The 25450-nt window shown below is 62.4% G+C and carries 25 protein-coding genes and 1 other RNA gene; 10 read left to right on the forward strand and 16 right to left on the reverse strand.

Annotated elements, in window-relative coordinates; translation table 11 throughout:
• The first annotated feature begins 65 nt into the window (after positions 1 to 65).
• From UCMB321_RS21175 to ffs, 3 genes are all read left to right on the forward strand, one after another.
• A complete protein-coding gene (locus tag UCMB321_RS21175) occupies positions 66 to 377 on the forward strand; it encodes a DUF6124 family protein (RefSeq protein WP_040070407.1) in 312 nt (103 codons plus the stop codon).
• 315 nt (positions 378 to 692) lie between these two features.
• Positions 693 to 1316, forward strand: coding sequence for a hypothetical protein (locus tag UCMB321_RS21180; RefSeq protein ID WP_040070408.1), 624 nt, complete (start codon positions 693 to 695; stop codon positions 1314 to 1316).
• Between the two features lie 193 nt (positions 1317 to 1509).
• An RNA gene (ffs, locus tag UCMB321_RS30285) (signal recognition particle sRNA small type) lies at positions 1510 to 1606 on the forward strand.
• A 123-nt stretch (positions 1607 to 1729) separates the two neighbouring features.
• On the opposite strand, the gene UCMB321_RS30820 is transcribed toward ffs, so the two are convergent.
• The 5 genes from UCMB321_RS30820 to UCMB321_RS21205 all read right to left on the reverse strand — a co-directional run bounded on the left by UCMB321_RS30820 (position 1730) and on the right by UCMB321_RS21205 (position 5690).
• Positions 1730 to 2317 (reverse strand): hypothetical protein, encoded by a 588-nt coding sequence (locus UCMB321_RS30820; RefSeq protein ID WP_157016019.1) that lies wholly within the window; start codon positions 2315 to 2317, stop codon positions 1730 to 1732.
• Between the two features lie 384 nt (positions 2318 to 2701).
• Positions 2702 to 3523, reverse strand: coding sequence for a helix-turn-helix transcriptional regulator (locus UCMB321_RS21190; RefSeq protein WP_040070412.1), 822 nt, complete (start codon positions 3521 to 3523; stop codon positions 2702 to 2704).
• Between the two features lie 5 nt (positions 3524 to 3528).
• Positions 3529 to 4080, reverse strand: coding sequence for a kinase inhibitor (locus UCMB321_RS21195; protein WP_040070414.1), 552 nt, complete (start codon positions 4078 to 4080; stop codon positions 3529 to 3531).
• 232 nt (positions 4081 to 4312) lie between these two features.
• Positions 4313 to 5224 carry a DUF2167 domain-containing protein gene (locus tag UCMB321_RS21200; protein ID WP_040070416.1) on the reverse strand — a complete coding sequence of 304 codons (912 nt, stop codon included), beginning with the start codon at positions 5222 to 5224 and terminating at the stop codon, positions 4313 to 4315.
• A gap of 151 nt (positions 5225 to 5375) precedes the next feature.
• Positions 5376 to 5690 (reverse strand): helix-turn-helix domain-containing protein, encoded by a 315-nt coding sequence (locus UCMB321_RS21205; RefSeq protein ID WP_040070418.1) that lies wholly within the window; start codon positions 5688 to 5690, stop codon positions 5376 to 5378.
• A gap of 375 nt (positions 5691 to 6065) precedes the next feature.
• On the opposite strand from UCMB321_RS21205, the gene UCMB321_RS21210 reads away from it, so the two are divergent.
• Positions 6066 to 7757, forward strand: a complete 1692-nt coding sequence (locus UCMB321_RS21210; protein WP_040070419.1) for a putative bifunctional diguanylate cyclase/phosphodiesterase — start codon at positions 6066 to 6068, stop codon at positions 7755 to 7757.
• On the opposite strand, the gene UCMB321_RS21215 is transcribed toward UCMB321_RS21210, so the two are convergent.
• On the reverse strand, positions 7737 to 8513 hold the full coding sequence (locus UCMB321_RS21215) for a substrate-binding periplasmic protein (protein ID WP_040070422.1): 777 nt from the start codon (positions 8511 to 8513) through the stop codon (positions 7737 to 7739). The two genes, UCMB321_RS21210 and UCMB321_RS21215, sit on opposite strands and share 21 nt — an antisense overlap.
• A 145-nt stretch (positions 8514 to 8658) precedes the next feature.
• On the opposite strand from UCMB321_RS21215, the gene dnaX reads away from it, so the two are divergent.
• The 3 genes from dnaX (at position 8659) to recR (ending at position 11948) form a co-directional block, all read left to right on the forward strand.
• Positions 8659 to 10770, forward strand: coding sequence for a DNA polymerase III subunit gamma/tau (gene dnaX / locus UCMB321_RS21220; protein ID WP_040070423.1), 2112 nt, complete (start codon positions 8659 to 8661; stop codon positions 10768 to 10770).
• A 67-nt stretch (positions 10771 to 10837) separates the two neighbouring features.
• Positions 10838 to 11164: a YbaB/EbfC family nucleoid-associated protein gene (locus UCMB321_RS21225; protein ID WP_040070424.1), complete on the forward strand. Its 327-nt coding sequence runs from the start codon at positions 10838 to 10840 to the stop codon at positions 11162 to 11164.
• Between the two features lie 181 nt (positions 11165 to 11345).
• Entirely contained in the window at positions 11346 to 11948 is a 603-nt protein-coding gene (gene recR / locus UCMB321_RS21230) for a recombination mediator RecR (protein ID WP_040070425.1), read from the forward strand.
• A gap of 274 nt (positions 11949 to 12222) precedes the next feature.
• On the opposite strand, the gene UCMB321_RS21235 is transcribed toward recR, so the two are convergent.
• Together UCMB321_RS21235 and UCMB321_RS21240 are read right to left on the reverse strand one after the other, a co-directional pair.
• Positions 12223 to 13461 (reverse strand): hypothetical protein, encoded by a 1239-nt coding sequence (locus UCMB321_RS21235; RefSeq protein WP_040070428.1) that lies wholly within the window; start codon positions 13459 to 13461, stop codon positions 12223 to 12225.
• Positions 13462 to 13524: 63 nt separating this feature from the next.
• Positions 13525 to 13974, reverse strand: coding sequence for a YcgN family cysteine cluster protein (locus tag UCMB321_RS21240; RefSeq protein WP_040070429.1), 450 nt, complete (start codon positions 13972 to 13974; stop codon positions 13525 to 13527).
• A gap of 155 nt (positions 13975 to 14129) precedes the next feature.
• Between UCMB321_RS21240 and UCMB321_RS21245 the strand changes: the two genes are divergently transcribed.
• Positions 14130 to 14723 carry a nitroreductase family protein gene (locus UCMB321_RS21245; protein ID WP_040070430.1) on the forward strand — a complete coding sequence of 198 codons (594 nt, stop codon included), beginning with the start codon at positions 14130 to 14132 and terminating at the stop codon, positions 14721 to 14723.
• A 107-nt stretch (positions 14724 to 14830) separates the two neighbouring features.
• Here the strand turns inward: UCMB321_RS21245 and UCMB321_RS21250 are convergent, their stop codons facing one another.
• From UCMB321_RS21250 to cynR, 5 genes are all read right to left on the reverse strand, one after another.
• On the reverse strand, positions 14831 to 15763 hold the full coding sequence (locus UCMB321_RS21250) for a D-2-hydroxyacid dehydrogenase (protein WP_040070432.1): 933 nt from the start codon (positions 15761 to 15763) through the stop codon (positions 14831 to 14833).
• Between the two features lie 125 nt (positions 15764 to 15888).
• Complete coding sequence (locus UCMB321_RS21255; protein ID WP_040070433.1) at positions 15889 to 16182, reverse strand: YcgL domain-containing protein; 294 nt, start codon at positions 16180 to 16182, stop codon at positions 15889 to 15891.
• A complete protein-coding gene (gene rnd / locus UCMB321_RS21260) occupies positions 16179 to 17312 on the reverse strand; it encodes a ribonuclease D (protein ID WP_040070434.1) in 1134 nt (377 codons plus the stop codon). The genes UCMB321_RS21255 and rnd overlap by 4 nt, the downstream gene beginning before the upstream one ends.
• Positions 17313 to 17453: 141 nt before the next feature.
• Positions 17454 to 18131, reverse strand: coding sequence for a class I SAM-dependent methyltransferase (locus tag UCMB321_RS21265; RefSeq protein ID WP_040070435.1), 678 nt, complete (start codon positions 18129 to 18131; stop codon positions 17454 to 17456).
• A gap of 149 nt (positions 18132 to 18280) precedes the next feature.
• Complete coding sequence (gene cynR / locus UCMB321_RS21270; RefSeq protein ID WP_040070437.1) at positions 18281 to 19171, reverse strand: transcriptional regulator CynR; 891 nt, start codon at positions 19169 to 19171, stop codon at positions 18281 to 18283.
• 111 nt (positions 19172 to 19282) lie between these two features.
• On the opposite strand from cynR, the gene UCMB321_RS21275 reads away from it, so the two are divergent.
• Positions 19283 to 19942, forward strand: a complete 660-nt coding sequence (locus UCMB321_RS21275; RefSeq protein ID WP_040070439.1) for a carbonic anhydrase — start codon at positions 19283 to 19285, stop codon at positions 19940 to 19942.
• A gap of 34 nt (positions 19943 to 19976) precedes the next feature.
• Positions 19977 to 20447, forward strand: a complete 471-nt coding sequence (gene cynS, locus UCMB321_RS21280; RefSeq protein WP_040070440.1) for a cyanase — start codon at positions 19977 to 19979, stop codon at positions 20445 to 20447.
• Between the two features lie 133 nt (positions 20448 to 20580).
• Here the strand turns inward: cynS and UCMB321_RS21285 are convergent, their stop codons facing one another.
• From UCMB321_RS21285 to UCMB321_RS29575, 3 genes are all read right to left on the reverse strand, one after another.
• A complete protein-coding gene (locus UCMB321_RS21285; RefSeq protein WP_040070441.1) occupies positions 20581 to 20940 on the reverse strand; it encodes a 5-carboxymethyl-2-hydroxymuconate Delta-isomerase in 360 nt (119 codons plus the stop codon).
• Between the two features lie 118 nt (positions 20941 to 21058).
• A complete protein-coding gene (locus UCMB321_RS21290; RefSeq protein WP_040070443.1) occupies positions 21059 to 21979 on the reverse strand; it encodes a LysR family transcriptional regulator in 921 nt (306 codons plus the stop codon).
• A gap of 128 nt (positions 21980 to 22107) precedes the next feature.
• On the reverse strand, positions 22108 to 25449 hold the full coding sequence (locus tag UCMB321_RS29575; protein ID WP_084615123.1) for an autotransporter domain-containing protein: 3342 nt from the start codon (positions 25447 to 25449) through the stop codon (positions 22108 to 22110).
• Between the last annotated feature and the right edge of the window lies 1 nt (position 25450).

Here is a 25450-nt window from a genome sequence, read left to right on the forward strand (position 1 = left end):
ACCCTCTTTGCGTGCAAGCAAACGGTGACGGCCTCTCTCAATCAGCAAGAAAGAGGTACACCTGTATGTTCAAGATCACTCCCAATCCGCCCGAAGACCTGTCGTCTCTCGCCAGCAAACTCGCCATTGAGCGAGCGTTCGCCCACTACGAGTTACCACCGGACAACACCCCACGCCGTCGACGTGAACAACTGACTACTGAAGACGCCCTGACGCAAATCGACGAAATCCTCCAATCCGCCTCGGCCACGGCTTACGAGTGTGCGGATAACCTGCAGGGCTCCAATCGCAAACTGGCCTTGGGCGTGGTGCACCTGGTCGATCTGGCCTTGAGTCGCGTGGATGACCTGCTGGAAAAGCAAGCACACCCCGCCTGACCCATCGGTGTGGGGGGAGGAGCGAGCTTGCTCGCGATGGTCGTCAACGATAACGTGGGGTTCCTGGCACACCGCAGCGTTCTCCGGTCCATCGCGAGCAATCGAGCGTCGACCGGCTGCTCCTACAGAGGGCTGGCGCTCGACGATATTTTCGCGCTGAAACACCGAACTGTAGGAGCCGGCTTGCTGGCGATGACGGCGGTGAATCCACCAGCGCCGTTGCTGGCACGCCATAAGGGCCTAACGGCAAGGATTATGGCGACTATGACTCGCGCATTAAAAAGGACTACGAAGCACTTGAAGGGAAAAAATAACATGACGTTCAAACTTTCCATTTCCCGTTGGCTGGCGGCGGGGGCGATGTCGTTCTGTGTCGGTGCACCAGCCTTCGCTGTGGGTTCGGCACTGCATTCCGGCAAGTACGAGCAGTTGATGCTGGCAGTGACGCCTGAGCATCAGGTCGAGGGGTTCTACGCAGAGGAGCGGGGCGAGGGTCCGACCTTCAGTTGCGCTTTCTACCTGCAAGGCAAGGTCGAGGCCGGGAAGGACGTATCGGTGTCCACCTGGCTCGATGACGTTTACCCGGGATCTGTGAAGCCCTCGGTTGATGGCGTGACCCTGACGGTCGAGCAAGGTCAACAGCACCCGGGCTGCATGAACGTGCTGATGCCGGATATCGCCACCGGCCTGGACCTGACCCAGACCGCGAGCAAGAAGTGGATCGGTCTGGTGACTGTCTCGGCTGACAAGGCCTGGCTGCAGAAGGCCCCGGACGCCAAGGCCACTCAGGGTCCCTATATCGTCAAGGGCGATGTCGTCGGGGTGCTGGCGTTCAAGAATGGCGCGGCCCAGGTCGAGTTCATCAATGCCCAGAACCGTTCCTTCACCGGCTGGATCAGCCAGGACCAATATGCTCGGCTGAGTGTGCCCAAGCACTGACTCTGCCGGTTTATCCAATCGAGTGTGGGAGCGGGCAGGCCCACTCCCACAGGGGATGAAGGGAGAGGCCAAAGGCCATAGGCAAGTGCTTGAGCGTCCTCATATTTTTTATCTGGAACCAACGGTTGTAACTTCCGATGAGATCGGTACAATGGCGCGGCTTGCCGAGAGGCGAGCGTCGTTATGGTGACCCCATCGGTCCCCCCGCAACGATCAGCCGTGAACCCGGTCAGGCCTGGAAGGGAGCAGCCGCAGCGGTGACATTGTGTGCCGGGGTGTGGCTGGTGGGGTTGCCTCCATAACGCACCCTCAAGCTATATCCCCCCCTGAATATCCGCCCAAGTGCCCGATCAAAATCAGCGCTTCGTTTTCCTGCGTCTAAAAATCATGCAGTCAACTTCTGAAACACCACGCTAGTTATTCAGTACTTGGCTGAACTTGATGGTGACCGGAGTGGTGGTGGTATCGACGTGATACCAGACTCGATCGGTGCTGCCCAGGGCGTTTCCGGGAGGGGCCACGTGGAAATGATCATAGGCACCGTAACGGGCAAGTCCGGAGACTCCCTGGCGCAAGTTGAATACAGCGGAATTACTGGTGAGCACCTTTCCACCGCCACTTCCATTGGTGGCCGCCTTCATGGGAGGGGAGAAGGACTTGCCCTCCGTGGCTGACCAGATGGCGAGTACGTCACATGACTCGGGAGGGTAGCTACCCGGTGGGCAGTTGTAGGAATGCGTTGTCCTTCTTGCGCCGACAATCACCGTTACCGTTTGCAAGATGCTGTGGGCCGCAGCGTTCTGCCGCGTCGACGAGCCTGAGAGGATGACGCTTGCAGGCTTGTAGTTGCTGTGATGACAGCCCAGCATCGCCAGATTCTCTCGACAAAGGTGGCACACGAGCCTTCGGCACGCCGAGCAATACGGCATCGGTAGATTTTGAAATGCAAGAAGCCGGGTCGGCGTCTCGAGCATGCAATGCCCACAGTTAACATTAATCATGTTCAGTTCCAGCAACGCTGTGAGTTATTACTGTTCGCCTGTTCCGTGATGAACCATGAAATATTATCTATCGCTTGCTGGGGGATATGCTCTATCAGATTATTCCTAAAAACCAGATTGCGGTCGTTCATAATGCTCTCCAACGGTTGAATAAACACTTCGCGGCAAGGAAAGTGCCAGCGGGCGTGTAGTATTTTTTGAATGGAGAGAAGGGTATTTTATAGAACAGGGCGAGGACAAGTGATCAAACGTGATGAAATATTTCTGTGTTAAAACAGCAAGTGAGGAAGGCTTTAATCGTTTTGATGCGGCTGCAAGAATGGCTTTTTCGAGCCGATGGGATATACACAAACGCTTGTTTGGTAGTTTTGTTCCTTTGGTGCACTATAACGCCGCCCGCAACTCCCTCGGCGACAGCCCATAATGCTTGCGAAACCGCACCGCAAACCGTGAAGCCGAGGCATAGCCGCTGGCTGCGGCAATTTCCCCAATGGGTCGCGGAGTGACCTGCAACCACTGTAGCGCCATCCCCAGCCTGACGTTCTCGAGGATATTGCTGAAGCTGTCGTTCTCGTTCGCCAACTGCCGGCGCAGCGTCGAGGCGCCAAGGTTCAGGCGCTCGGCGACATTGGCAACGGTCCAGTCCCGCGCCGGGTCGGTCATGAGAATCTGCTGCACGCGCTCGCACAGCGGATCATGGCGATCCAGCAACAACGGTCCGGCCCAGCCACCCAGGGCCAACGCCAACAGCACGGCTTCCGCGTAATGCGTACGCAAGGCGTCCGGTGAGTCGGCGTTGATGCAGTCCAGCAGGTTTTCCCAGGCCTGGGTTGTATGCCGATCCAGCGGTACACAGAGTTCCTGCGTTGCCGTTCGCCCAGGGTGTGCGGTGATCTGTTGGCTGTAACGAACGCTGAACGCCCGCAACAGCTCCGTGGGAAAGGTCACCGCATCGGCGATGTAGTCACCCTGTGCCCCGGGATAGTTGCTGATCCCCAACTCGCATCCCGCCGGCATCAGGATCAAATGCCGTGAACCCACGCGCATTTGCCGATCATCCCAACCCATCAGCTTTTCGCCCTGGCGGACACGGCACAGGGTGGTGACGAAAATCGGCACCCGTTGCAAGGCGTGGGGCTGGCGCGCCTGTATGACACTGGCGCCGATGCGGCTTTGGCGATGCTGGACGCCGGCGGGGTTGTTCATGGTGGCTAGCGTCCGTAAGTGGCGGTAAGGGTGGCCTTGCTCAGTGCATTGGCGTTGAGCATGTAGCCCACCATGGCGCCGCTGGCCTGTTCATTGATCGGCAGTTTATCGACCTTCAGGGCCCAGACGGTGAATTGATAGCGATGCGCTTTATCACCCGCCGGTGGGCAGGCGCCGCCGAAGCCGGGCTGACCATAATCGGTGCGGCCCTGGACGGCACCGGCGGGCAGTTGGCTGGCCGACGGGTTGCCCGCGCCGGAGGGCAGTTCGTGGGTGGAGGTCGGGAGGTTGACGACGGTCCAGTGCCACCAGCCGCTGCCGGTCGGGGCATCGGGATCGTAGACGGTGATGGCGAAGCTTTTCGTGCCGGCCGGGGCGTTTTTCCAGGACAGTTCAGGGGAGGTGTTGCCGCCTTCGCAGCCGAAGCCCTGGAACACTTCGCGGCTGCTCATCGGCTTGCCGTCGCTGATGTCGCGGCTGCTGAGGGTGAAATCGGCGGCCTGGGCGCTGAGGCTCAGGCCGAGGGAGAGGGCGGTGAGGAGAAATCGGGTTTTCATGCTGATCTCGTCTTTGTTGGGAGAGGAGAGACGAGTGTATTGAGGGCGGGAAGGGGCTGTTGTGCCGCTGCGCTCGACCATTGTGCCGAAACGCTCAGGGTGATTGCTGCAGGAGCAGCCGGTCGGCGCTGGATTGATCGCGATGGACGTCGGAACAACCCGGGGTGTCAGGTGTTCCGCGTCATCGTTGGCGTTTATCGCTGGCAAGCCAGTTCCTACAAGGGGCAGCGTGTTACTGACGCTTGAACAGCTTACGGAAGAATCCGGCAATCACCACCAATCCGAGCACGATGAATTTCTTCAGCGCCAGCAAGGCCACGCCGATCTTGGCGAACAACCCGGCCTTGGCCGCAATACCGCCCGCCACCAACGCCGCCAGCCCATAAGGCGCCAGCTTGTCGGTCTTGGAGTCGTAGTCGGCGTAGCGGTTGCCCTCGGTGAAGTTGGTGAACGCGAGGATCTTCGGCGTTTCCTGCTTGATGGTCTGCAAGTCGGCCATCGCGGCCACCGCATTGAGTTCCAGCACACCCTCGCGACCCAGCACGCGGATGCTGTAGTTCAGGGTGGTCTGTTGCGCATCATCGGCCTTCAGCTCGCGGGCCCAGTACATCTTGTGGCTGCCCTGGTCGTAGCTCGGCGGCTCGGCCCAGCCCAGCAGCGACAGGCCGGCATAACCCTGCTTGCGCCGCTCCTTGTTGTCTTCTTCGTCATCGGCCTGCATCTGCTTGAGTAGGTCGGTGTAGTCAATCTTGGCCGCGTCATCGTCGGAAATGTGGCCGTCGTTCTTGTAGCTGACGATCACGCCCCAGCCATTGGCCGCCAGCGGGCTGACCGACTTGGGAATGATCATGCCCAGGGTCTTGTGACCGGGCGGGTTGCCCCAGCCCTCGGTCAGCAGGCGCTCGGTGTCGGCCGGCGACAGGTAGTAGAAGTCGTCATTGAGTTGCAGGGTGGCGATGCCGCTGGGCAGGGTGATGTTGCCGTGCTGCTGCTTGAGGGTGGCCAGCCATTGTTCGGGGCTTTGGTGCGCTTGTGTGCTGGCGGTCGGCGCCGGCGCCGGAGCGGGAGTGCTGGCAGCCAGGGCAGGCAAGGTGATGGTGCAGAGCGCCACCACGGCCAGAAGCTGGCGCAGAGGATGTTTCATTGTAGTCCCTTACATTTGGAAATAAATTTGCCGGCAGGATAGCGGAAGTGACTTTGTATTACCAAGTTCCAGGCGCGCACGCGCTATCCTGCGGTCTTGCGCGAATGGGCAGGACCGCATTTTGCTGGCAGACAACTCGGCAGGCGTAAGGCTAAGGCTTGGACAAGGCCAGATCGACCGCGGCGATCAGCTTTCCCAGGTCCTTCGGGGGAGCGTTGTGAATGACGCCGAACAGGTAGGCACGCTGCTCGTCTTCGTCACCCAGATCCGTGAAAAAGGCTTTGAGCTTCACACCCAGTACGTCGGCAAACAGGAACAAGGCCTCCACGCTGGGTGTGTAACTGCCGGTTTCGAAGCGGCTGATGGTTTTGGGGTCAAAACCGGTTCTCTCTCCAAGTTCAGCCTGAGTTAGCCCCGCTACCTTGCGGTAGCGCCTGATGGCTGCACCCAAACTTGAAATTTTCATCGCTCAATTCCCATTTAGAATCAAGAACTTAACGATAAATCTTTACATTAGACAACACCATGGTTCATCACCTTCTGTTGCATAATGTGATGTAATTCGTAGAATTGGCATTTAAGACAGGTATTTGGTGATCCCGTTTCAGGCGAAATATTTGTGAAGCCGGAAATCCGCGGATGTCTTTGCTGTCCATGCCGTGATGGCCATATAACCTGAGCCACGCATTGTTTCGGGATGGTCACGAAGGCCTGCACCAATTGCTGATGACTATCATATAATCTTAGTTGATCTTCGTCGAAGTACGGCCAGGCGATGTCGCCAGGTGCAGTTGTGCTGCGAATTCGGGACAACCTCTAGCTGCCCAGGTGAGCTGACCTCATGGATGAGACGTATCGCAGGGTCGTGGACGTCGCCGCCATTTTTTCAGAAACAGACCTGAATGGACGGATCACCTACGTCAACGATCCATTCTGTGTGATTTCCGGCTATAGCCGTGACGAACTCCTCGGGCAGGATCACCGCCTGTTGAATTCCGGCTACCACCCCCCCGAGTTCTTTGTCGACATGTGGCGCACCATCGCCCTGGGCCGGGTCTGGAAAGGCGAGGTCTGCAACCGCGCCAAGGACGGTTCCCTGTACTGGGTCGACAGCACCATGGTGCCGCTGCTGGATGAGGCCACCGGGCGAGTGCGCAAGTATGTGTCGATCCGTTTCGACGTCAGCGAAAAGTTGCGCCTGCTGCATACCCTGCAATGGCGGGTGGGGCACGATGTACTGACCGGGTTGCCCAATCGGGCGTTCCTCTCGGACCTGCTGAACCAGGCCCTGGATTTTTCCCGGCGCGAAGCCATTCCGCTGGCGGTCTGCATGCTCGACCTGGACGGCTTCAAGGCGGTCAACGATGGCTACGGGCATGCCAGTGGCGATCTGCTGTTGGTGGAGGTGGCGGCGCGCCTGCGCAGCATCATGCGTGGCGAGGACGTGGTGGCCCGGTTGGCCGGTGACGAGTTCGTGCTGATCCTGCGTTATGTGCGTAACGCCCAGGAGTTGCAGGGGGCGTTGCAACGGGTGCTCGGCGCGATTTCGGCGCCGTATTCGATACATGGCCAGACCATCCATGTGGATGCCAGCATCGGCGTGACACTGTTTCCCGCCGACGACGAAGACGCCGATACCTTGTTGCGCCACGCCGACCAGGCGATGTACCTGGCCAAGCAGGGCGGGCGCAATCGTTTCCATTTGTTTGACGTGTCGCTGGACCAGGAGGTCAAGGCGACTCACCAGACCGTGGCGCTGATACGCCAGGCCCTGGCCAATGGTGAGCTGTGCCTGGTCTATCAGCCCAAGGTCAATATGCGCACCGGCGCCGTGGTGGGTTTCGAGGCGCTGATGCGCTGGCAGCACCCACGCGACGGCCTGCTCCTGCCCCAGGCGTTCCTGCCGCAGGTGGCGCAGACCGATGTGATCATCGATATCGGTGAGTGGGTCATCGACCGGGTCCTGGCGCAGATGCAGGCCTGGCGCCAGGCGGGGCATGAGTGGCCGGTCAGTCTCAATATCGCCGCCCGGCATTTCCAGCGTGGCGATTTCGTCGAGCGTCTGCGCGCCTTGCTGATGCGCCACGCCAAGGTGCCGCCGCACCTGCTGGACCTGGAAATCATCGAGTCGATGGCCATCGAGAACATCCAGCGGGTAAGCCAGTGCCTGCAAGACTGCCAGGCGCTGGGGGTGCGTTTTTCCCTGGACGATTTCGGCACCGGTTACTCGTCCCTGAGTTACCTCAAGCGCCTGCCCAGCCAGACGATCAAGATCGATCGCTCGTTCGTGCGCGACATTCTCCATGACCAGGACGATCTGGCGCTGACCACTGCGGTGATCGGCCTGGCCCGGGCCTTTGGCCGGGAAGTGATAGCCGAGGGCCTGGAGTCCGCCGAGCACGGTCGCCTGCTGATGAGCCTGGGGTGCGATGTGGCGCAGGGCTATTTCATTGCCCGGCCGATGTCGGCGGACGAGGTGCCGGCTTGGGTCGAGGGCTTCGAGCCTCCGGGGTTATGGCGCAGCGCCACCTGACGGCGTAGCGTCCATCGGCTCGCCATGCCCGGTATAGAGCTGGATGATTCTGTCGATTTCCCCGGACATTTTCATCCGCAGCAAGGTCCCGAGTATGCGTTGTACCGGCAGGGCCGGGTCATTGCGTACGACGCAGCCCACGGCTTGTTCCTGCACGACCATCACGGCGTGCAACTGGCGATCCGGCATCTGTGTCTGGTTGAACCAGTCCAACCCCCACTGGCTGCTGATGGCATAGGCGTAGCGGCCTGCCGCGAGCTTTTGCAGCACCTGTTCCTGGTTGCGCGCATCGTCGCGGATCAGTCGACCGCTTTCGAACTGCGCGCGCAGGGACGGGTACGAGTAGCCCAGTACGGTACCGAGGCGTTGTGTCTCAAGATTTTGCAGCGCCAGAGACGGCGGCGGCGTGGCCTTGCTGACCAGCATGTCCCGTTGGGTGAGGAGCGCAACGCTCCATAGGTAGTCGTCGGACAGGTTGGGCAGCCAGGATTGCGCGACGTAGCAACGCACATCGATTTCGCCGCGCTCCATGGCACTTTGCACCCGGGTGCGCGGCAGTACGTGAAACCTGGCCGGACTGCCGACCTGATGGGCAAGGCTGGTCATCAGGTCATACAAGATGCCCTGGGTCGGCTGCCCGTGCTCGATCTGTATGAGCGGCATGCTCCAACCGTCGGTCACGGAGAAGCGCAGGGGCGGCGGCGCGGCCAGGACAGGGGCGCTCATCAACGCCAGGGCATAAAGAACTGCACGCATCAAACTCTCCGGCGGGAGCACAACGAGGCCGCCAATCTTTGCACAAAGTGCAGCTTAGCCAGATTAGCGCCGCGTGCCGGATGCATTTTTACCCCTGCTCCGCTAGCATTAGCGGTCTTCCGCTTCCCCGACGCGATGGTTATCGATGAGTTATCAGGTTCTTGCACGTAAATGGCGTCCGCGCTCGTTCCGCGAAATGGTCGGCCAGACCCATGTGCTCAAGGCTCTGATCAATGCCCTGGACAGCCAGCGGTTGCATCACGCCTATCTGTTCACCGGTACCCGCGGTGTCGGCAAGACCACCATCGCGCGGATCATCGCCAAGTGCCTGAACTGCGAGACCGGCATCACCTCGAGCCCCTGCGGGACCTGCTCGGTCTGCCGGGAGATCGACGAAGGGCGTTTCGTCGACCTGATCGAGATCGACGCCGCGAGCCGGACCAAGGTCGAGGACACCCGCGAGCTGCTCGACAACGTGCAGTACGCCCCCAGCCGCGGGCGCTTCAAGGTCTACCTGATCGACGAAGTGCACATGCTCTCCAGCCACTCTTTCAACGCCCTGTTGAAAACCCTGGAAGAGCCGCCGCCCTACGTCAAGTTCATCCTGGCGACCACCGATCCGCAGAAACTGCCGGCCACGATCCTGTCGCGCTGCCTGCAATTCTCCCTGAAGAACATGACCCCGGAGCGGGTGGTCGAGCACCTGACCCACGTGCTCGGGGTCGAGAACGTACCGTTCGAGGACGACGCCCTGTGGTTGCTGGGCCGTGCTGCCGACGGTTCGATGCGCGATGCCATGAGCCTGACCGACCAGGCCATCGCCTTCGGTGAAGGCAAGGTCATGGCCGCCGATGTGCGGGCGATGCTCGGCACCCTCGACCATGGCCAGGTCTACGACGTCTTGCATGCGCTGCTCGACGGCGATGCCAAGGCCTTGCTCGAAGCGGTTCGGCACTTGGCCGAACAGGGCCCGGACTGGAACGGCGTGTTGTCGGAAATCCTCAATGTGTTGCACCGGGTGGCGATTGCCCAGGCGCTGCCGGAGGGGGTCGACAATGGCCATGGCGACCGCGACCGCGTGTTGGCGTTGGCCCAGGCCCTGCCGGCCGAAGATGTGCAGTTTTATTACCAGATGGGCTTGATCGGCCGGCGCGACCTGCCGCTGGCGCCGGACCCGCGAAGTGGTTTCGAGATGGTGCTGTTGCGAATGCTGGCTTTCCGCCCAGCCGACAGCACGGCATCGCCGAGACCACCGCTAAAGCCAGTGGGGATCAGCCAGGCCACAGTTGATTCCGCACAAAGCGTGGCTGACGCGGCCGTTGCCGCGCCAGCGCCAGCACCTGTGGCTCCGGTGGCCGCGCCAGTTGTCCAGGCGCCGGTGACGGCGGCCGTGCCAGCCGAGGTGGCTGCGCCGATTGCCGCGCCGGTCGAGGTCGCGCCCGTCGTGGGGGCCGAGGTTCCAGCGCCGGTCGAGCCCGTGGCCCCGGCGCAGGATGCCGTGGATCTGCCCTGGAACGATCCGGTCGAGCCGGAGGTGGTGCAGGAGCCCGCTGTCGCGCCGCTGCTGGAAACCGTCGCCGAGCAGCCGGAGTTGGCCGCCATGCCGCTACCGACACCGGACAGAGTGGTCCCGGAGGCCCCCGAATGGGTGGCCGCGCCCCTGCCTGAGCCGACCCCGGCGCAGGTGGATGCCGCGACGCCGGGGCTGGACCCGGACGACGAACCGCCGCTGGATGAAGACTATATCGAGCCGGACATGGACTCGGCCTACAGCTATCTCGACGAGCTGGCCAGCGAGCACGCCGCGGACCCGGCACCGGAACCCGAGCCGCAACCGGCCGCGGCACCGGCCACGGGCCTGGCGCTGGAGTGGCTGGAACTGTTCCCGAAACTGCCGGTCTCCGGCATGACCGGCAGCATTGCGGCCAACTGCACGCTGATCGCGGTCAGCGGTGACGACTGGCTGCTGCACCTGGACCCGGCCCACAGTGCCTTGTTCAACGCCACGCAGCAGCGTCGTCTCAACGACGCCCTGAACCAGTACCACGGGCGTCCCCTGAAGCTGAGCATCGAGCTGATCAAGCCCGAGCAGGAAACCCCGGCCCAGGCGGCCTCCCGTCGGCGCCATGAGCGCCAGGACGAGGCGGTGGCGTCGATTCATGCCGATCCGTTCATCCAGCAGATGATGCAACAGTTCGGCGCGGTGGTCCGTGGCGATACAATCGAACCTGTCGATGTCCTGGTGACCCAGGATTAATCAATTGAACGACGCCAGGGCTTGTACCTTGCGTCTCTTTGTACATGTAACTCTTGAGGTGATTCCCATGATGAAAGGTGGCATGGCCGGCCTGATGAAGCAGGCGCAGCAGATGCAGGAAAAAATGGCCAAGATGCAGGAAGAACTGGCCAACGCCGAAGTGACCGGCCAGTCCGGTGCCGGCCTGGTGTCCGTGGTGATGACCGGTCGTCACGACGTCAAGCGCGTCAGCATCGACCCGAGCCTGAAGGACGAAGACCTGGAAGTGCTGGAAGACCTGATCGCCGCCGCATTCAACGACGCGACGCGCAAGATCGAAGCCAACAGCCAGGACAAGATGTCCGGCATGACCGCCGGCATGCAACTGCCGCCAGGTTTCAAGATGCCGTTCTAAGGCTGCTACAGCGCCGCCTTACCTTGTGAGCAGGGCTTGCCCGCGAAGCTTTTAAGCGGTCTCAGGGGCTCCTTCGCCAGCAAGCTCGCTCCTACAAGGGAACCGTGTTCCAGCGCCCCCCTAGACGCTGGCTGGAGGCGCAGGTATAAACCGCGTCTCCTGTTCTGTCGGACCCTTTGCCATGAGCTTCAGCCCCCTGATTCGCCAACTGATCGATGCCTTGCGGGTTCTCCCCGGCGTCGGCCAGAAAACCGCCCAGCGCATGGCCCTGCAACTGCTCGAGCGTGATCGCAGTGGCGGTTCGCGTCTGGCCCAGGCCCTTGCTCAGGCCATGGAAGGGGTTGGGCATTGTCGCCAGTGCCGCACCCTGACCGAAGACGATCTTTGCCCGCAGTGCGCCGACCCTCGGCGTGATGACACCCTGTTGTGCGTGGTCGAAGGCCCGATGGATGTCTATGCGGTGGAGCAGACGGGCTACCGTGGCCGCTACTTCGTGCTCAAGGGGCATCTGTCGCCGCTCGATGGCCTCGGTCCGGAAGCCATCGGTATCCCGCAGTTACTGACGCGAATCGAAGAGCAGGGCAGCTTCACCGAGATCATCCTCGCCACCAACCCGACCGTCGAAGGCGAAGCCACGGCTCATTACATCGCCCAGTTGCTGACCAACAAAGGCCTGATCACCTCGCGTATCGCCCATGGCGTGCCGCTGGGAGGAGAGCTGGAACTGGTGGACGGTGGAACCCTGGCGCATTCGTTTGCCGGGCGCAAGCCGATTTCCTTGTGAGTCGCCGTATCGCTTGAGGCTATGGCGTTCCCGGTCGCGCCCAGGGGCGCGACGCGAGTCACGGGGTGGTTTAGGCTCTGTACGATAACTGCCTGCGCGACGATCATGCTGCGTTAAAAACAGGCTCGGACGAACGAAGTGAGAACGTCCGAAGGACGGCCCGAAGGGCGAGCGAAGCGAGTAATGCTCATTTAGTGGACTAAACTCCGCTTCCTCGCCTGTTTTTGCCTTGCCTGATCGCCGCTCGGCGAGCTCTCGTACAGACCCTGGTTTTTTACTTCAACAGCCCGCTCGCCAACACCGTCGACGACTCACCCGTCACGCTCTCGCACAGCTGGATGAACGCCTGGGTACTGACGGTATCCAGGCGCATCGCCGCCCGGCTCACATCGTCCAGGGAGCGCTTGCCATCGGTCTGTTGGCGAATCTCGCGGTCCAGCTCCTGCAACAGCAACACCGCCCGCGCAACCGTCGCGCCGCTCACCTGCTCGCCCCGCAGCGTGGTGACCTTGCGACTGTCCCGTGTCAGCCGCGCCTGCAACGCCTGATAGCGCTCCTCGCTCATCCCGCCCGCACGACGCACCAGCTCGATCGCGTAATACCGCGCCAGCCCTTCGCCGATCCAGTCACTGCGATGGCTGCCATTGATACGCCCGAACACGTGAACCAGCTCGCGCACCAATGCACTTTCCCCGGACTCGCCGATCAGCGGGCCGGTGCTGTGCAGGTAGATCGAATCACGGGCCGCCTGGCTGCCGCGCACCATCGACTCACCGGCCCCCACCACCAGCAATTTGCCGGGATTGCGCGGAAACACTTCCTGCAGCCTGGGCCAGACGAATGTCAGCAGTGTCAGCACCTCCATGCGCCGCATGTGCTCGCCCCGGGGCGCCGCAACCGTGACATCGGTCTCACCGAGCCGGGTCCGTCGGCTGCCCAGGTCGCCAGCCAGCATCCAGCCGACAGGTCGATCGAACAGGCGTGACACGTTGTCGATCCGAAAGCGGTTCTTGCCGATGCGCGGCCAGGCGGTTTCGACGCTTTTCCAACCGTCGGGCAACTCGAACGCCAGGCGCGAGACCAGATCGGTGCCGTCCTGCTGATCCAGATGAGCCGGCGGTACCAGGTCTTCGCCGCGCAACAGCGCCCAGTTCGGCGTCATGCGGGTCACGAACGGGCCATTGCCGCGTGGATGGCTGAGGCTGACCCGATAGCTCAGGCTGGCCTTGCCCGGCGCCGGACGCCAGAGACCGCGACGGCTGTCGGTCGTCAGGCCGGGGCTGAGTTGCCACTGCCCGTCGGCCTGGAAATCACTGTAATACCCCTGGGTGCCGAGATCGAAATCCAGGCTACGCACCGCCGAACCCTGGGCCAGGGTCAGCCGCACCTCGGCCTGGTCGCTCTGGGGCAACAGGCGGATCCGATAGTCCAGGTCGACTTTCTTCCCGGCCCAGCCCAGGCCGCTGAACACCATCAGCAGCAGGAACAAGGGCAGCTTGCACGGTAACGACATGGGGCTCCTGGGGGCAGGCGGGCTTTATTGGCGGGGCTAATTGTCGGAGCTAATTGTCGGAGCTTAGCCGGCACGGAAAATCAGATGATCTTCCCAGTCATCCTCGGGCACGCTGCCTTCGGCCAGCATGCGCCCGGACTGGGAAATCCGCTCGTGGTGCACCGCATCGCGGTCACCGCAGACCAGGTGGTGCCAAAGCGGCAGGTCCTTGCCTTCGCTGACCAGGCGATAGCCGCAGGTCGGTGGCAGCCACTTGAACTGGTCGGCCTGGCCCGGCGTCAGCTGGATGCAGTCCGGCACCGAGTCGCGACGCTTGGCGTAGTCGGTGCACTGGCAGGTCTTCAGGTCCAGGAGCTTGCAGGCAATGCGTGTGTAATACACGCTGTTGTCCTCTTCGTCCTCGAGCTTTTGCAGGCAGCACAGGCCACAACCGTCGCACAACGATTCCCATTCCTCCTGATCGAGTTGCTCGAGGGTCTTGCGTATCCAGAAGGGTTCGACTTTCGCGGCCATGGTTCAGAGATCTGCATCGGGGAGTGAAAAGGCCGCCAGTCTAGTGCGCCGCGCCTTTGCGGCCAAGCGCCGGCGACTGTCGGTTGAACAGGACTTGTCAGCCCGACCGTGGCGCAGTAGCTTTCCAGCTCATTTTCCCCAGCCAGGACTCCCCCATGAGCGCCAACCCACGCATCGCCGATTACCCCATCGACGCCCAGTTCACCCAGCGCTGGTCGCCACGCGCCTTTACCGGCGAGAGCATCCCGGAAGAAACCCTGCTGAGCTTTTTCGAAGCGGCCCGCTGGGCACCTTCGGCCTATAACTCGCAACCCTGGCGCTTTCTCTACGCGCGCCGCGACACACCGAACTGGGAGCGCTTCCTGGGTCTGCTGAACGAGTTCAACCGCGGTTGGGCGCAGCACGCTTCGGCCCTGGTGATCGTGATTTCGAAAACCACCTTCACCGCACCCGGCGCCAGCGAGGAAACCCCGGCGCTGTGGCACACCTTCGACACCGGTTCGGCCTGGGGCCACCTGGCGCTGCAAGCCAGCAACAGCGGCTGGCACAGCCACGGCATGGCCGGCTTCGACCAGGAGCTGACCCGCCGCGAGCTGAAGATTCCGGAAGGTTATGCGCTGCATGCAGCAGTGGCCATCGGCAAGCTGGGCGACAAGGCCAGCCTGCCGGATTACCTGCAGGCCCGTGAAACCCCAAGCCCACGCCAGCCGCTGAGCGCGCTGGTGGCCGAGGGCGATTTCAGCCTGTAACCAAGGCCAAACACGGTCCTGTAGGAGCCGGCTTGCTGGCGATGGCGGCGTAACATTCACCATCGCAATCGCCAGCAAGCCAGCTCCCACAGGTTATACGCAGGCCATCAATACCCGCGTGCGAAATCCACTTCCCCGCGCAACGCTTCCCCGCCCTGATAGGCCCGCAGGTTCTCGACAAACAGCTGCACCATCATCCCCGGCGAGGTCGGCGCCGAACTGTGGCCGGTCAGCAACAGCCCCCAGGCCGTCCAGAACGGATGACGCTGCGGCAACGGCTCCTGCCGGCAGACGTCGATCACCGCCCCCGCCAGGTGCCCTTCCTTCAAGGCTTCCACCAGATCCGCATCGACCACCGCCACGCCGCGCCCGACGTTGATGAACAGCCCGGTGGGTTTGAAACGCTTGAACAGCGCCGCATCGAACAGGTCATGGGTATTGGGCGTGTTGGGCAACAGGTTGATCACGTAGTCCACCTTGCCGACCCACTCACCCAGGGCATCGAGCGCCGCCACCTCGATGAACGGCGCCTGCTCCCGCGCGGTACTGGCAATGCCGTACAACTCGACGCCGAAGGGTTGCAGGAACTGCGCCACGCTCTGACCGATATCCCCGGCACCGACGATCAGCACCTTGCGCCCCGCCAGGCTCTGGCCCATGCGGTTATCCCACTTGCGCTCGACCTGGCTAACCAACCGGGCCAGGACCTCGCGCTCATGCCCCAGCATGTAGGTCAGCACATACTCGGCCATCACCTGGCCAAAAATCCCCACCGCCCGGGTCAGGCGGTAATCGCGCGGCAAGCCCTCGGAGAGCAGCGGCGTGATACCCGCCCAGGTCGCTTGCAGCCATTGGGGGCGGTGCCCCTGACGCAGCAGGGTCGCCAGCAGATCCGGCTGCCCCAACCAGACCGGACAGTCGGCCGCCATGCTCGACAGCGTGGCCGAATCGCCGCTGGTCATGATTTCAAGTTCGGGGGCCATCTGGCTCAGCAGGCGGGTGTAGAGGACGTGGTCGTGTTCGGCAATCAGAACGCGCATGGTTCAAACCTTTCAAAAACAGTGCAGGCAGCCGCCGACGGAGTTCGCTCCATCGTCATCGGCCACTGCCAGGAAATACAGTCCATTTGAATCGAGCGCTCCGGACAGAGCACCAGGGTTACCCATCAGATCGGATCATTGCGCCGTAACAGCTCTTCGGGCAAATGTTCGATGTATTCGTCTTCGGCCGGCGGCATCTGCAAGTGATACCCCTGCTTCTCGAGATTCTCCAGCACCTGGTGGATGTCTTCGCGCGCCAGCGTGCGCTCGGGTGTCAGGACCAGGTCGAAGGCATGTTGCGGCTTGCCGAAGGCCAGCAGCAGATTCTCCGGAACGCGCTCCAGGGCATCGCTCTTGAGCACGTAGAGGTACATTTCGTTCTTGCGCGGGCTTCGGTAGATGGAGCAGATACGTTTCAAGGCTGTTCTCCGGCAGTGACCAGGCAATCGAGCAGCGCCTGGCCCATCAACTCGCGGCGCCAGCCACGCAGCGAATCGGGCAATTGGTAAGGTCCATCGGGGAAACCGCTCTTGATCAGGGCTTCCAGGGTTTTCTTGCGCAGCATCAGTTCCGGTGCGACCCCCAGGCGTTCGGCTTCAGCCTGGCCAAGGGCACGCAGGCGCTTGACCAGCGCCGAGGCTTCGATCGGCAACGGCTCGGGCACCGCCGGCGGCCATTGGTCCGCAGGCACGCTGCCAGCACGCTTGATCAGCTCCAGCAGGAACTCGCCGTCCTGACGCACGGTACGCGGGTGCATGTCCTCGATCCGGGCCAGCGCTACCAGGTTGTCCGGCTGGCTCTTGGCCAACGGCCACAAGGAATGTTCACGCACGATTCGGTTACGCGGCAGATCCCGGGCCCGGGCTTCGCGTTCGCGCCAGGCGCACAGCTCGCGCAGGACAGCCAATTGCGCACGGGACAGCTTCCAGGCCAGTTTCGCCTCGCGATAGACCTCGTAGGGGTCGACCTCGCGACGCAGGTTGGCCACCAGTTCCGCGCCATCGTCCAGGACCCAGGCGTACTTGTCGTCCGACAGCTGCGGGCGCAGGCGCGTGTAGACCTCGGCCAGATGCACGGCATCTTCGGCGGCGTAACTGACCTGCGTCTCGGACAAGGGCCGCTGCAGCCAATCCGAACGGGTCTCGCCCTTGGGCAGCTCGATGCCGAGAACCTCCTGCACCAGGCGCGAATAGCCCATGGAGAACCCGAGGTTCAGGTAGGCGGCCGCGAGCTGGGTGTCGAACAACGGCACCGGCAGGCTGCCGGTCAGGCGCAACAGGACTTCGAGGTCTTCACTGCAGGCATGCACGACCTTGACCACGGCCGGGTCTTCCAGCAACGCCGCCAGGGGCTGCCACTGGTCGATGGTCAGCGGGTCGATCAGATAGGCGCGCTCGCCGTCACCGATCTGGATCAGTCCGGCAATCGGATAAAAGGTGTCGACCCGCATGAACTCGGTGTCGAGGGCAACGAAGGGTAGCTGTTGCCATTGGGCACAATGCCGAACGAGGCTATCGTTGTCGCGAATCCAGTGAATATCGATGGCCACACGGCTCTCCCTTGAAGAATGGCGCGCAGTATATCTCGCCACCGGGGTTTGCGAGCACTCACTCTGCAAGTGCATCAGCGAAAGCACTGACTGAACAACAAGAATAGCCCTACTCAACGGCTTGGCGTGTTCACGCCGGGATCAGTGGTTCTTGCGCAGCACATAGAGACGCCGCAGGGCATAGCCGGGAAAGAAATCCCGATGACCGACGATCTCGAAACCGGCCTGGCGGAACTCCCCTTCGACCAGAGCCTTGCCGAACAGGACGCGCTGCGCCTGCTGGCCGCCAGCCCGGGCCTGGCGCCGCCGATGCCAGTCCATGACCTTGCCGCCTATCCACAACGAGAGGATCACGGTGTCGCGGCTGACCCGGTGGAACTCACGCAACATCGCCATCCGCTGCTGACTGTCGCTGACCTGCTGGAACAACTGCATACAGAAAATGCAGTCCACCGCATTCTCCGGCAAGCCGATGGCGAACACCGAGCTCTGAAACGTCCTGACCCGCTTGAGCACATCGAGGGAGTGATGGACCGCGCAGTGATCCAGCATCTCTTGAGAGGGGTCGGCCGCCAGGATCACCCGATTGGCCCGTTCGGCCAGCACCGGCCAGAAACGCCCGGCACCGCAGGGCAGGTCTAGGATCAGGCCGGGCTCGCCGGCCAGCTTCAACGCCTGGCGCACCCACTGCTTTTCGCGGGCCAACCCCAAGCGCCGGGCCAGGCTGCCGGGCCCCTTCTCCGGGCACGAGCGGGCATGCTCACGCTCATGCTGGCGGGCAAATTCAAGCTCAATGGGGGAAGGCGGCTGCGCAGGCATGACTCGCGAACTCTCGGGCGGGAACCTGTGTCGATCTGAGCGCACACACAGGCTCGGTTTGAAGGGCTGCCGGGGGCCATGACCCACCACCCGGCAACGCCTTGAACCTTAGTCAGGCACACATCAATTTTTCGTGAAAAATTCCCGCGCTACTTGTTCAATACGTTACCGAGCGGCTGCCTCGCCAGCGCCGCGAACGCCTGGCAGGCGGCGCTGCGCCAGGCGCCCCGGCGACTGAGCAGGGCCACCGTGCGCCGTGGCAACGCCGGTGTCAGTTCCAGTGAGGCCAGCCCCGGCTGCTCGACGGCAATGGCCGCGGGCAGGATGGTCGCCAGTTGACCACGACGGACCAACTCGACAATCGCACTAATGGAATTGGCCTCGATGGCGATGCGCGGCGCGATGCCGTGCTGGCGGCAGTAGAGGTCGATGTGTTGGCGCGTGGCGAAATCCCGGCTGAGCAGGACCAGCGCCTGCTGCTCCAGATCGCGGGCGCCGAGGGTCTTGCTACCTGCCTGCGGATGGGTCGCGCCGACCATCAGGCTCAAGGTTTCGCTGAACAACGCTTCACCCTCGATATCCGCCAGATGCATCCCGGTAAAACCAATGCCGATATCCAGCCGATCCTCGGCCAGTGCGGCCTCGAGGCGATCCTGGGTCATTTCCTCGACCCCCAGGGTGATGCCCGGATAAAGACTGTTGAAACGATGCAGCAACGGCGCGATGAGGTAGGCCGTGAAGGTCGGCGTCATGGCCAGGCGCAGGCTGCCGCGACTGAGGTCCTGCACATCGTGCATCGCCCGCTTGCCCGCCTCCAGGTCCTGCAGGGCCAGCCTGGCAAAACGCACGTAGGCCTCGCCGGCATCGGTCAGGCGGATGCTGCGCCCGGAACGGTCGAACAGCGCCGCCCCCAGGCTGTCTTCCAGTTGCCTGATCTGCTGCGACAAGGTCGGCTGGGAGACATGCAAGGCCTCCGCGGCCCGGGTGAAATTGCGCTGCTCGGCAACCGCCAGCAGATAACGAATATGACGCAGCAGCATCGGACACCCAACTATAGGCAGGACTTATGGCTTTCATAATAAGCCGGTCTTGGACGCTATGCCTGGAAACTTCCATCCTTGCCCCATCAGCCACCTGCAAGGAGAAACCCCATGCAAGCCATCATCGACGGATTCCTGAAGTTCCAGCGCGAAGCCTTCCCGACCCGCAGCGCCCTGTTCAAGCAACTGGCGACCACCCAGAGCCCCGCCACCCTGTTCGTCACCTGCTCGGACAGCCGAGTGGTACCGGAACTGCTGACCCAGCAAGAGCCCGGCGATCTGTTCGTGATTCGCAATGCCGGCAACATCGTGCCCTCCTACGGCCCGGAACCGGGCGGTGTCTCGGCCACGGTGGAGTATGCGGTGGCGGTACTGGGGGTGCGCGATATCGTGATCTGCGGCCACTCCGACTGCGGGGCGATGACCGCTATTTCCACCTGCAAGTGTCTCGACCACCTCCCGGCGGTCGCCAATTGGCTGCGCCACGCCGAGTCGGCCAAGGTCATCAACGCCGCCCGCAGCCACGCCTCGGCCGAGGCACGACTGGACGCGCTGGTCCGGGAAAACGTGATCGCCCAGTTGGCTAACCTCAAGACTCACCCATCGGTCGCCCTGGCGCTGGAACAAGGTCGGCTGAACCTGCACGGCTGGGTGTACGACATCGAGAGCGGCTCGATCATGGCTCTCGACGGCAACTCCGGTCGTTTTGTCCCGCTCGCCGAACAGCCGCAGGCCTGCGCGCTGTCGACGCAATCACCACAGGTCGCCTGACCTGAACCCTACCTACGAAAACGAGGAAATCACCATGTTGCAGTCCCAATTCGCACAAGCTCCACGCCTGGCCCTGGCCGACACCATCATCGACGCCAAGCAGCGTCTGAATCTGTCCTGGCAGGACCTGACCGACGGCACCGGCCTGAGCCTGGCCTTCGTCACCGCCGCCCTGCTCGGCCAGCATCCACTGCCGGCCAGCGCCGCCAACGTCGTGTGTGAAAAGCTTGGCCTGGACCAGGACGCCAGTCGCCTGCTGCAAAGCGTGCCGTTGCGCGGCAGCATTCCAGCCGGCATCCCGTCCGACCCGACGATTTATCGTTTCTACGAAATGATCCAGGTCTACGGCACCACCTTGAAGGCCCTGGTCCACGAACAGTTCGGCGACGGCATCATCAGTGCCATCAACTTCAAGCTGGATATCAAGAAGGTCGAGGACCCGGAGGGCGGCTCGCGCGCGGTCATCACCCTGGACGGCAAGTACCTGCCGACCAAACCGTTCTGATGCCCCCCTGTAGGAGCTGGCTTGCCAGCGATGAGGCCCTGAAGGCTTGCATCGTCTGATTGGCCGCCATCGCCAGCAAGCTGGCTCCTACACAGGTTTCGAGGTGTTTTCCAGAATGGGGGTTGCCGTTCGATCAGAACGTAACCTTGGCGTAGGACTCGCGATCCAGGTCCACCACTTCCACCGACAGCTGGACTTCGACACCCGCCGGCCAGTCACCGAGATCCTTCAGCCCCGCCAGCAGGCTCTCGGACAGTTGCGTCTTGATCTGCGCCGAGCGCCCACTCAGGAGCGCCAGCTTCACATGCACGAAGCCACGCTCGCCCGCCCCCGTGCCCACGCGAAATGCCTCCAGTTTCGTGGCCCGGCTCTTGATATCGAACTCGGCCCCGAACTGACCCGATGCCACCAACGCATGGTTGATACGCAGCAGCGCCTTGTCGGCGTCGAAGTCAGTCAGGTTGGCGGTGTATTCCAGGAAAACGTGAGGCATTGGCAGGCTCCGAAACAGCGGGATAGGAAGGCGCACAGATATAGCACGCAGCCTTCGGGAAAAATTGTGAAAGAACGTGAACGATAGTGCATTGACGCAACCGCGCCCCTGAGAGGTATCAAGGCGCCAGGGGTTGCCGATCGCTCATGAAGTGCTCAAGCCGCGAGCGCAGCCAACGCTCGGCCGGGTCGGTATCGACAATACCCAGCCAGACCATGGACAGGTCCAGGTTCGGCACCTTGAACGGCAGCGGTTCGTCAAACAGCAGCCCCGAGGCCGCCATGGCCGTCGCCGTGTAATCCGGCAGGCTGGCGATCAGGTCCGTGCCCGCCAGCAACGCCGGCAAGGCGCTGTATTGCGGCACCGAGAGCACCACATGGCGCTTGCGGCCGATTTCCGCCAGCCACTCGTCGGCCAGGCTGCTGATATTGGCGGTGTGGGACACCAGGACATGCGGCCGTGCGCAGTATTCATCCAGGCTCAGGGGCGCCGTCGAGGCGTCGGCCCGCAGAATCCTCGGTTGGATATGGCGCAACAGCTTGCGCTTGGCATTGGCCGGCAGGCCTCGGGTCTGGCTGATGCCTACGGTGATCTCGCCGGAGGCCAACAGGTCGGGAATGCGCCAGTAGTCGACGTGCTGGACCACGATCACCACATGCGGCGCTTCCTGGCGCAATGCCCGCAGCAAGGAGGGCAACAGGCCAAACTCGACATCGTCCGACAGGCCGATGCGAAAGGTCATGGTGCTGCTGGCCGGGTCGAAGTCGTGGGTCAGGCTCAAGGCATTGGACAGAGAATCCAGCGCGGGCGACAGGTGCTGGATGATCTCTTCGGCCCGCGCGGTGGGCTCCATGCGGTGTCCGACACGGATAAACAGCGGATCGTTGAACATCGCCCGCAGGCGATTGAGCGCCGAACTGATGGTCGGCTGGCCGAGAAACAGCTTCTCCGCCACCCGCGTCACATTGCGTTCGAGCATCAGTGCCTCGAACACCACCATCAGGTTGATGTCGGCTTTACGCAGTTCGTTGCGGTTCATCTGTGGTCCCTGCTCTTCGATTGCGCCTCAGTGTAGGAAGGCAAGAAGGGACATGTCTAGGCGACAAGGGGACGTACGCCATGGAAGTCTTGCACTCCCATGACGTACAGGGTCGCCGACACTGTCTTTTAGAACGCCCAGCGTGCTTCGGCCGACGCGGTCTGGTTGACGTAGTGAGAGCGCTCCTCCACGTCATACCGCACGGCCAGTTGCAGTTGGCCGTTGACCTTGTAGTTCAACTCGGTGCCGCCGCGAGCCAGCCAACGCTGTGGGCTGCCGGCATAGGTGGTAAAGACCGTTCCGGGCGCACCGGCAAAGCTGCTGGTCAGCGAGTTGCGACTCGCCAGGAAGTCATAGCCGACCCCCAACTTGCCGCTCAAGGTCAGCTGTTGCGTGAAGTCATGGGCCAGTTTGCCATCCACACCGAGAATAAATTGATCGGTGCTACGACTCTTGACCTGCAAATCCAGCGCATCGGCACCTTTCTCGTTGTAGGCCTCGTCCTTGATCCACGTGTAGTCCGCCCGCACCGAGGGAGTGAAGCGAGTGGCAGGTGTCAGGCTGAAGGTCCGATCCAGGCTGACGCCGGCGTGAGCGGTCCAGGAGTCGTAGTTGGACTTGGCTTGTAGCCCCGCAAAGTCGAGGTCGCGCTTGCCGTCGTTGTGGTTCTGCCCACCATCGAACTGGAAGTTCAGGTCGGTCGTGTCGTCCAGATGGTAAGTGCCATAGCCCACCAGTTGGTAGACGTCGGTGGTGAGTTGCTGCCGGGCCGTGTCGCCATTGTTATGAGTGTCCGCTTTGGCGTAGATGAAAGCGGTACCCAGTATCCAGCGATCATTGAGGCTGGCGTCGAGACCGAACACCATCCCCCCCACACTGGAACTGAACCCGGCGACGCCATCGCTGCGGTCCTGATCAGCCCAGGAACCGAACGGCTTGATCCAGAGGTGCTGGTCAGTCAGGGCGCTCTCGCCGGAAGACAGCCCGCTACGGACCGACTCACTGCGCGCCTGTATCACGCCGTTGATGCTGCTCAGTGCGGTCTTCGCCGCCGCCGTGGAACCTCCGGTCATCAGCGGCAAGGTTGCAGTGACCGCCTGGGACACTTCGCCCTGGGTACTGAGCGCTACAAAATGGCTGGCCAACTGACCATTTGGATTGCTGCCAATGATCTGGTCCAACGCTACGGCCGCACCTTGGCCCGCCGTGTTGCCCAGGGCCTGGACACTGCCTTGGAAGGTGTTGGGGGCGGGGTTGCTACCAGCGCTATTGGAAGCGGGGGTGCTGCCGCCACTACTGGAAGCGGGGGTGCTGCTGCCGCTATTGGAAGCAGGGGTGCTGCCGCCGCTATTGGAAGCGGGAGTGCTGCCACCGCTATTGGAAGCGGGGGTGCTGCCGCCGCTATTGGAAGCGGGAGTGCTGCCACCGCTATTGGAAGCGGGAGTGCTGCCACCGCTATTGGAAGCGGGGGTGCTGCCGCCACTATTGGAAGCGGCGGCAATCAGCTTCAAGTCGACGCTGTTGCTGTTGTAGGTCGGCGTGAAGTCGAACAACAGGCTGTTATCGGTGACATGAGTGAATTGCCCGGTGACCGTGCCGGTCGCGCTGATCACGTTGGCCAACCGATTGCCCGCGGCCAGGGTATTGGCACTTTTGACATCAACGTCCAGGGTACCGTCCAGATGGACGTTGCCGGCAACGTTGAGTTTGCTGTACTGCGACGAACTCAAGGCACTTACCCGCAATATGCCGTTGCTGCTTTGGCTGAAGGCACTACCGACGCTCAGCGTCGCATAAGGGCTGGCCGTGCTACCCACCACCAGCGTACCGGCGTTGTTCACGCCACTGGCAATGGAAGCGCTACCGGTATTGAGCGTGGCGCCGCTGGCAACCGACACGGAACCCAGCAGGCTTGCGCCATTGTCCAAGGCCAGGGTGCCGGCATTGACACTCCAGTTCTTGCCATAGGCGTCGGTGCCTGTCAGCGTCCAGGTGTTGCTGCCGTCCTTCTCGAAGCTACCGAACCCCTGGTATTGCACAGCGCTTCCTTGAGCACCGGCCGAACCGAGGTCGAAGGTCGTGGCGCCAGTGTTGCTATTGCCCCCAAGGGCCAATACATCGCTACCACCGCTCGTGCTGACGACATTGCCGTTGATCACCGAACCCGCGGCGAGTGTCAGCTTGTTGCTGCCGCCACTGAGTTCAATCGCATCGGCCCGGGCACCTGCACCGCCATTGGCCAATCCGCCGGAAATGGTCCCAGCGTTGTAGATCGTGGAGTTTCCCGTCGCGACGATGCCCACGCCGCCCGCTCCCGCACTGCCACCAGTACCGTTGGTGCCTGCGGAGCCTGCCAGGCCGTTGTGAATGCCCGAGCCTCCCGCACCTCCCGCGCCTCCCGCACCGCCCACACCGGCAATCCCCGCAAGACCACCGTTACCCCCCTGAATGGTCCCGGTGTTGACGACCTGGATGTTGGAACCGGTGATACCGGCACCGCCGGCACCGCCCGCGCCGCCGTTGCCACCGTTGCCGCCATTACCGCCTTGGCCACCATATTTACCGGAACTGCTGCCAGCGCCACCCTGACCACCGGCGCCACCGGCGACGCCGGCGGCGCCATTACCGCCGAAGATACTGGCGTTGTTGGTCACGGAAAAGTAACTGCCTGAAACACCGGCACCGCCAGCGGCAGCGACTCCACCGCTGGCGCCGGCGCCACCGTTGCCACCGCGTCCTCCAGTGTTCCCAAAGGTATTGGAGCCAACGCTACCACCACTCCCCCCCATGCCGCCGGCACCCGCCGAGAGCGCGGAAACGCCGGCACCCCCTGTGAGAGTGGCGTTGTTGGTAATGGCAAAAAAATTCCCGTTGACGGCGCTCGAACCCGCGGGTGAGCCGGAAAGGTACTTGCCATTCGAACCCGTGCCGCCGGCACCACCGAGGCCTAAACTGACGTTCGTGCCAGCGGCGCCTATAAAACCGCTTAACCCCGTTCCGGCGGTCGATGGGCTGCCGGTAAACTGACCCGAAATGGCGGTGGTAACAGTGCCGGTGCTCGTGCCGTTCAAAAACAGAGAACTACCGTTACCCGCCAAGCCGGCACCGGTAATGGTCAGCGGTGCCGTTACGTCCAGCGTGGTTCCGCTATTGAAGGCCGGAACATCCGAGCTGAGTGTAATGGTACTGACGTTAGGGTTTACGCGGAGCGATCCGGTAATGGCCAACTGTTCGCGCAGTGAACCCGGACCGGAGTCGGCACCGGAGGAGACGTTATAACTGGGTACTGCCCAGACTGAAGAAGCCATGCCCAGCGACAACAATGCCAGCGGCCAGGCGGCCGCCTTGGCCCGAACGCCCGACATGCGGGCACCCGTGCCGCCGCAGGCTCTTGACTTGGCGGTCTCGGAAACGACTTGCAGCGCTCCCAGGCCGCTATTCCAGACCAACCTATAGATCCCCTTATTCATC

It is taken from the genome of Pseudomonas batumici, from assembly GCF_000820515.1.
Taxonomy (GTDB): domain Bacteria; phylum Pseudomonadota; class Gammaproteobacteria; order Pseudomonadales; family Pseudomonadaceae; genus Aquipseudomonas; species Aquipseudomonas batumici.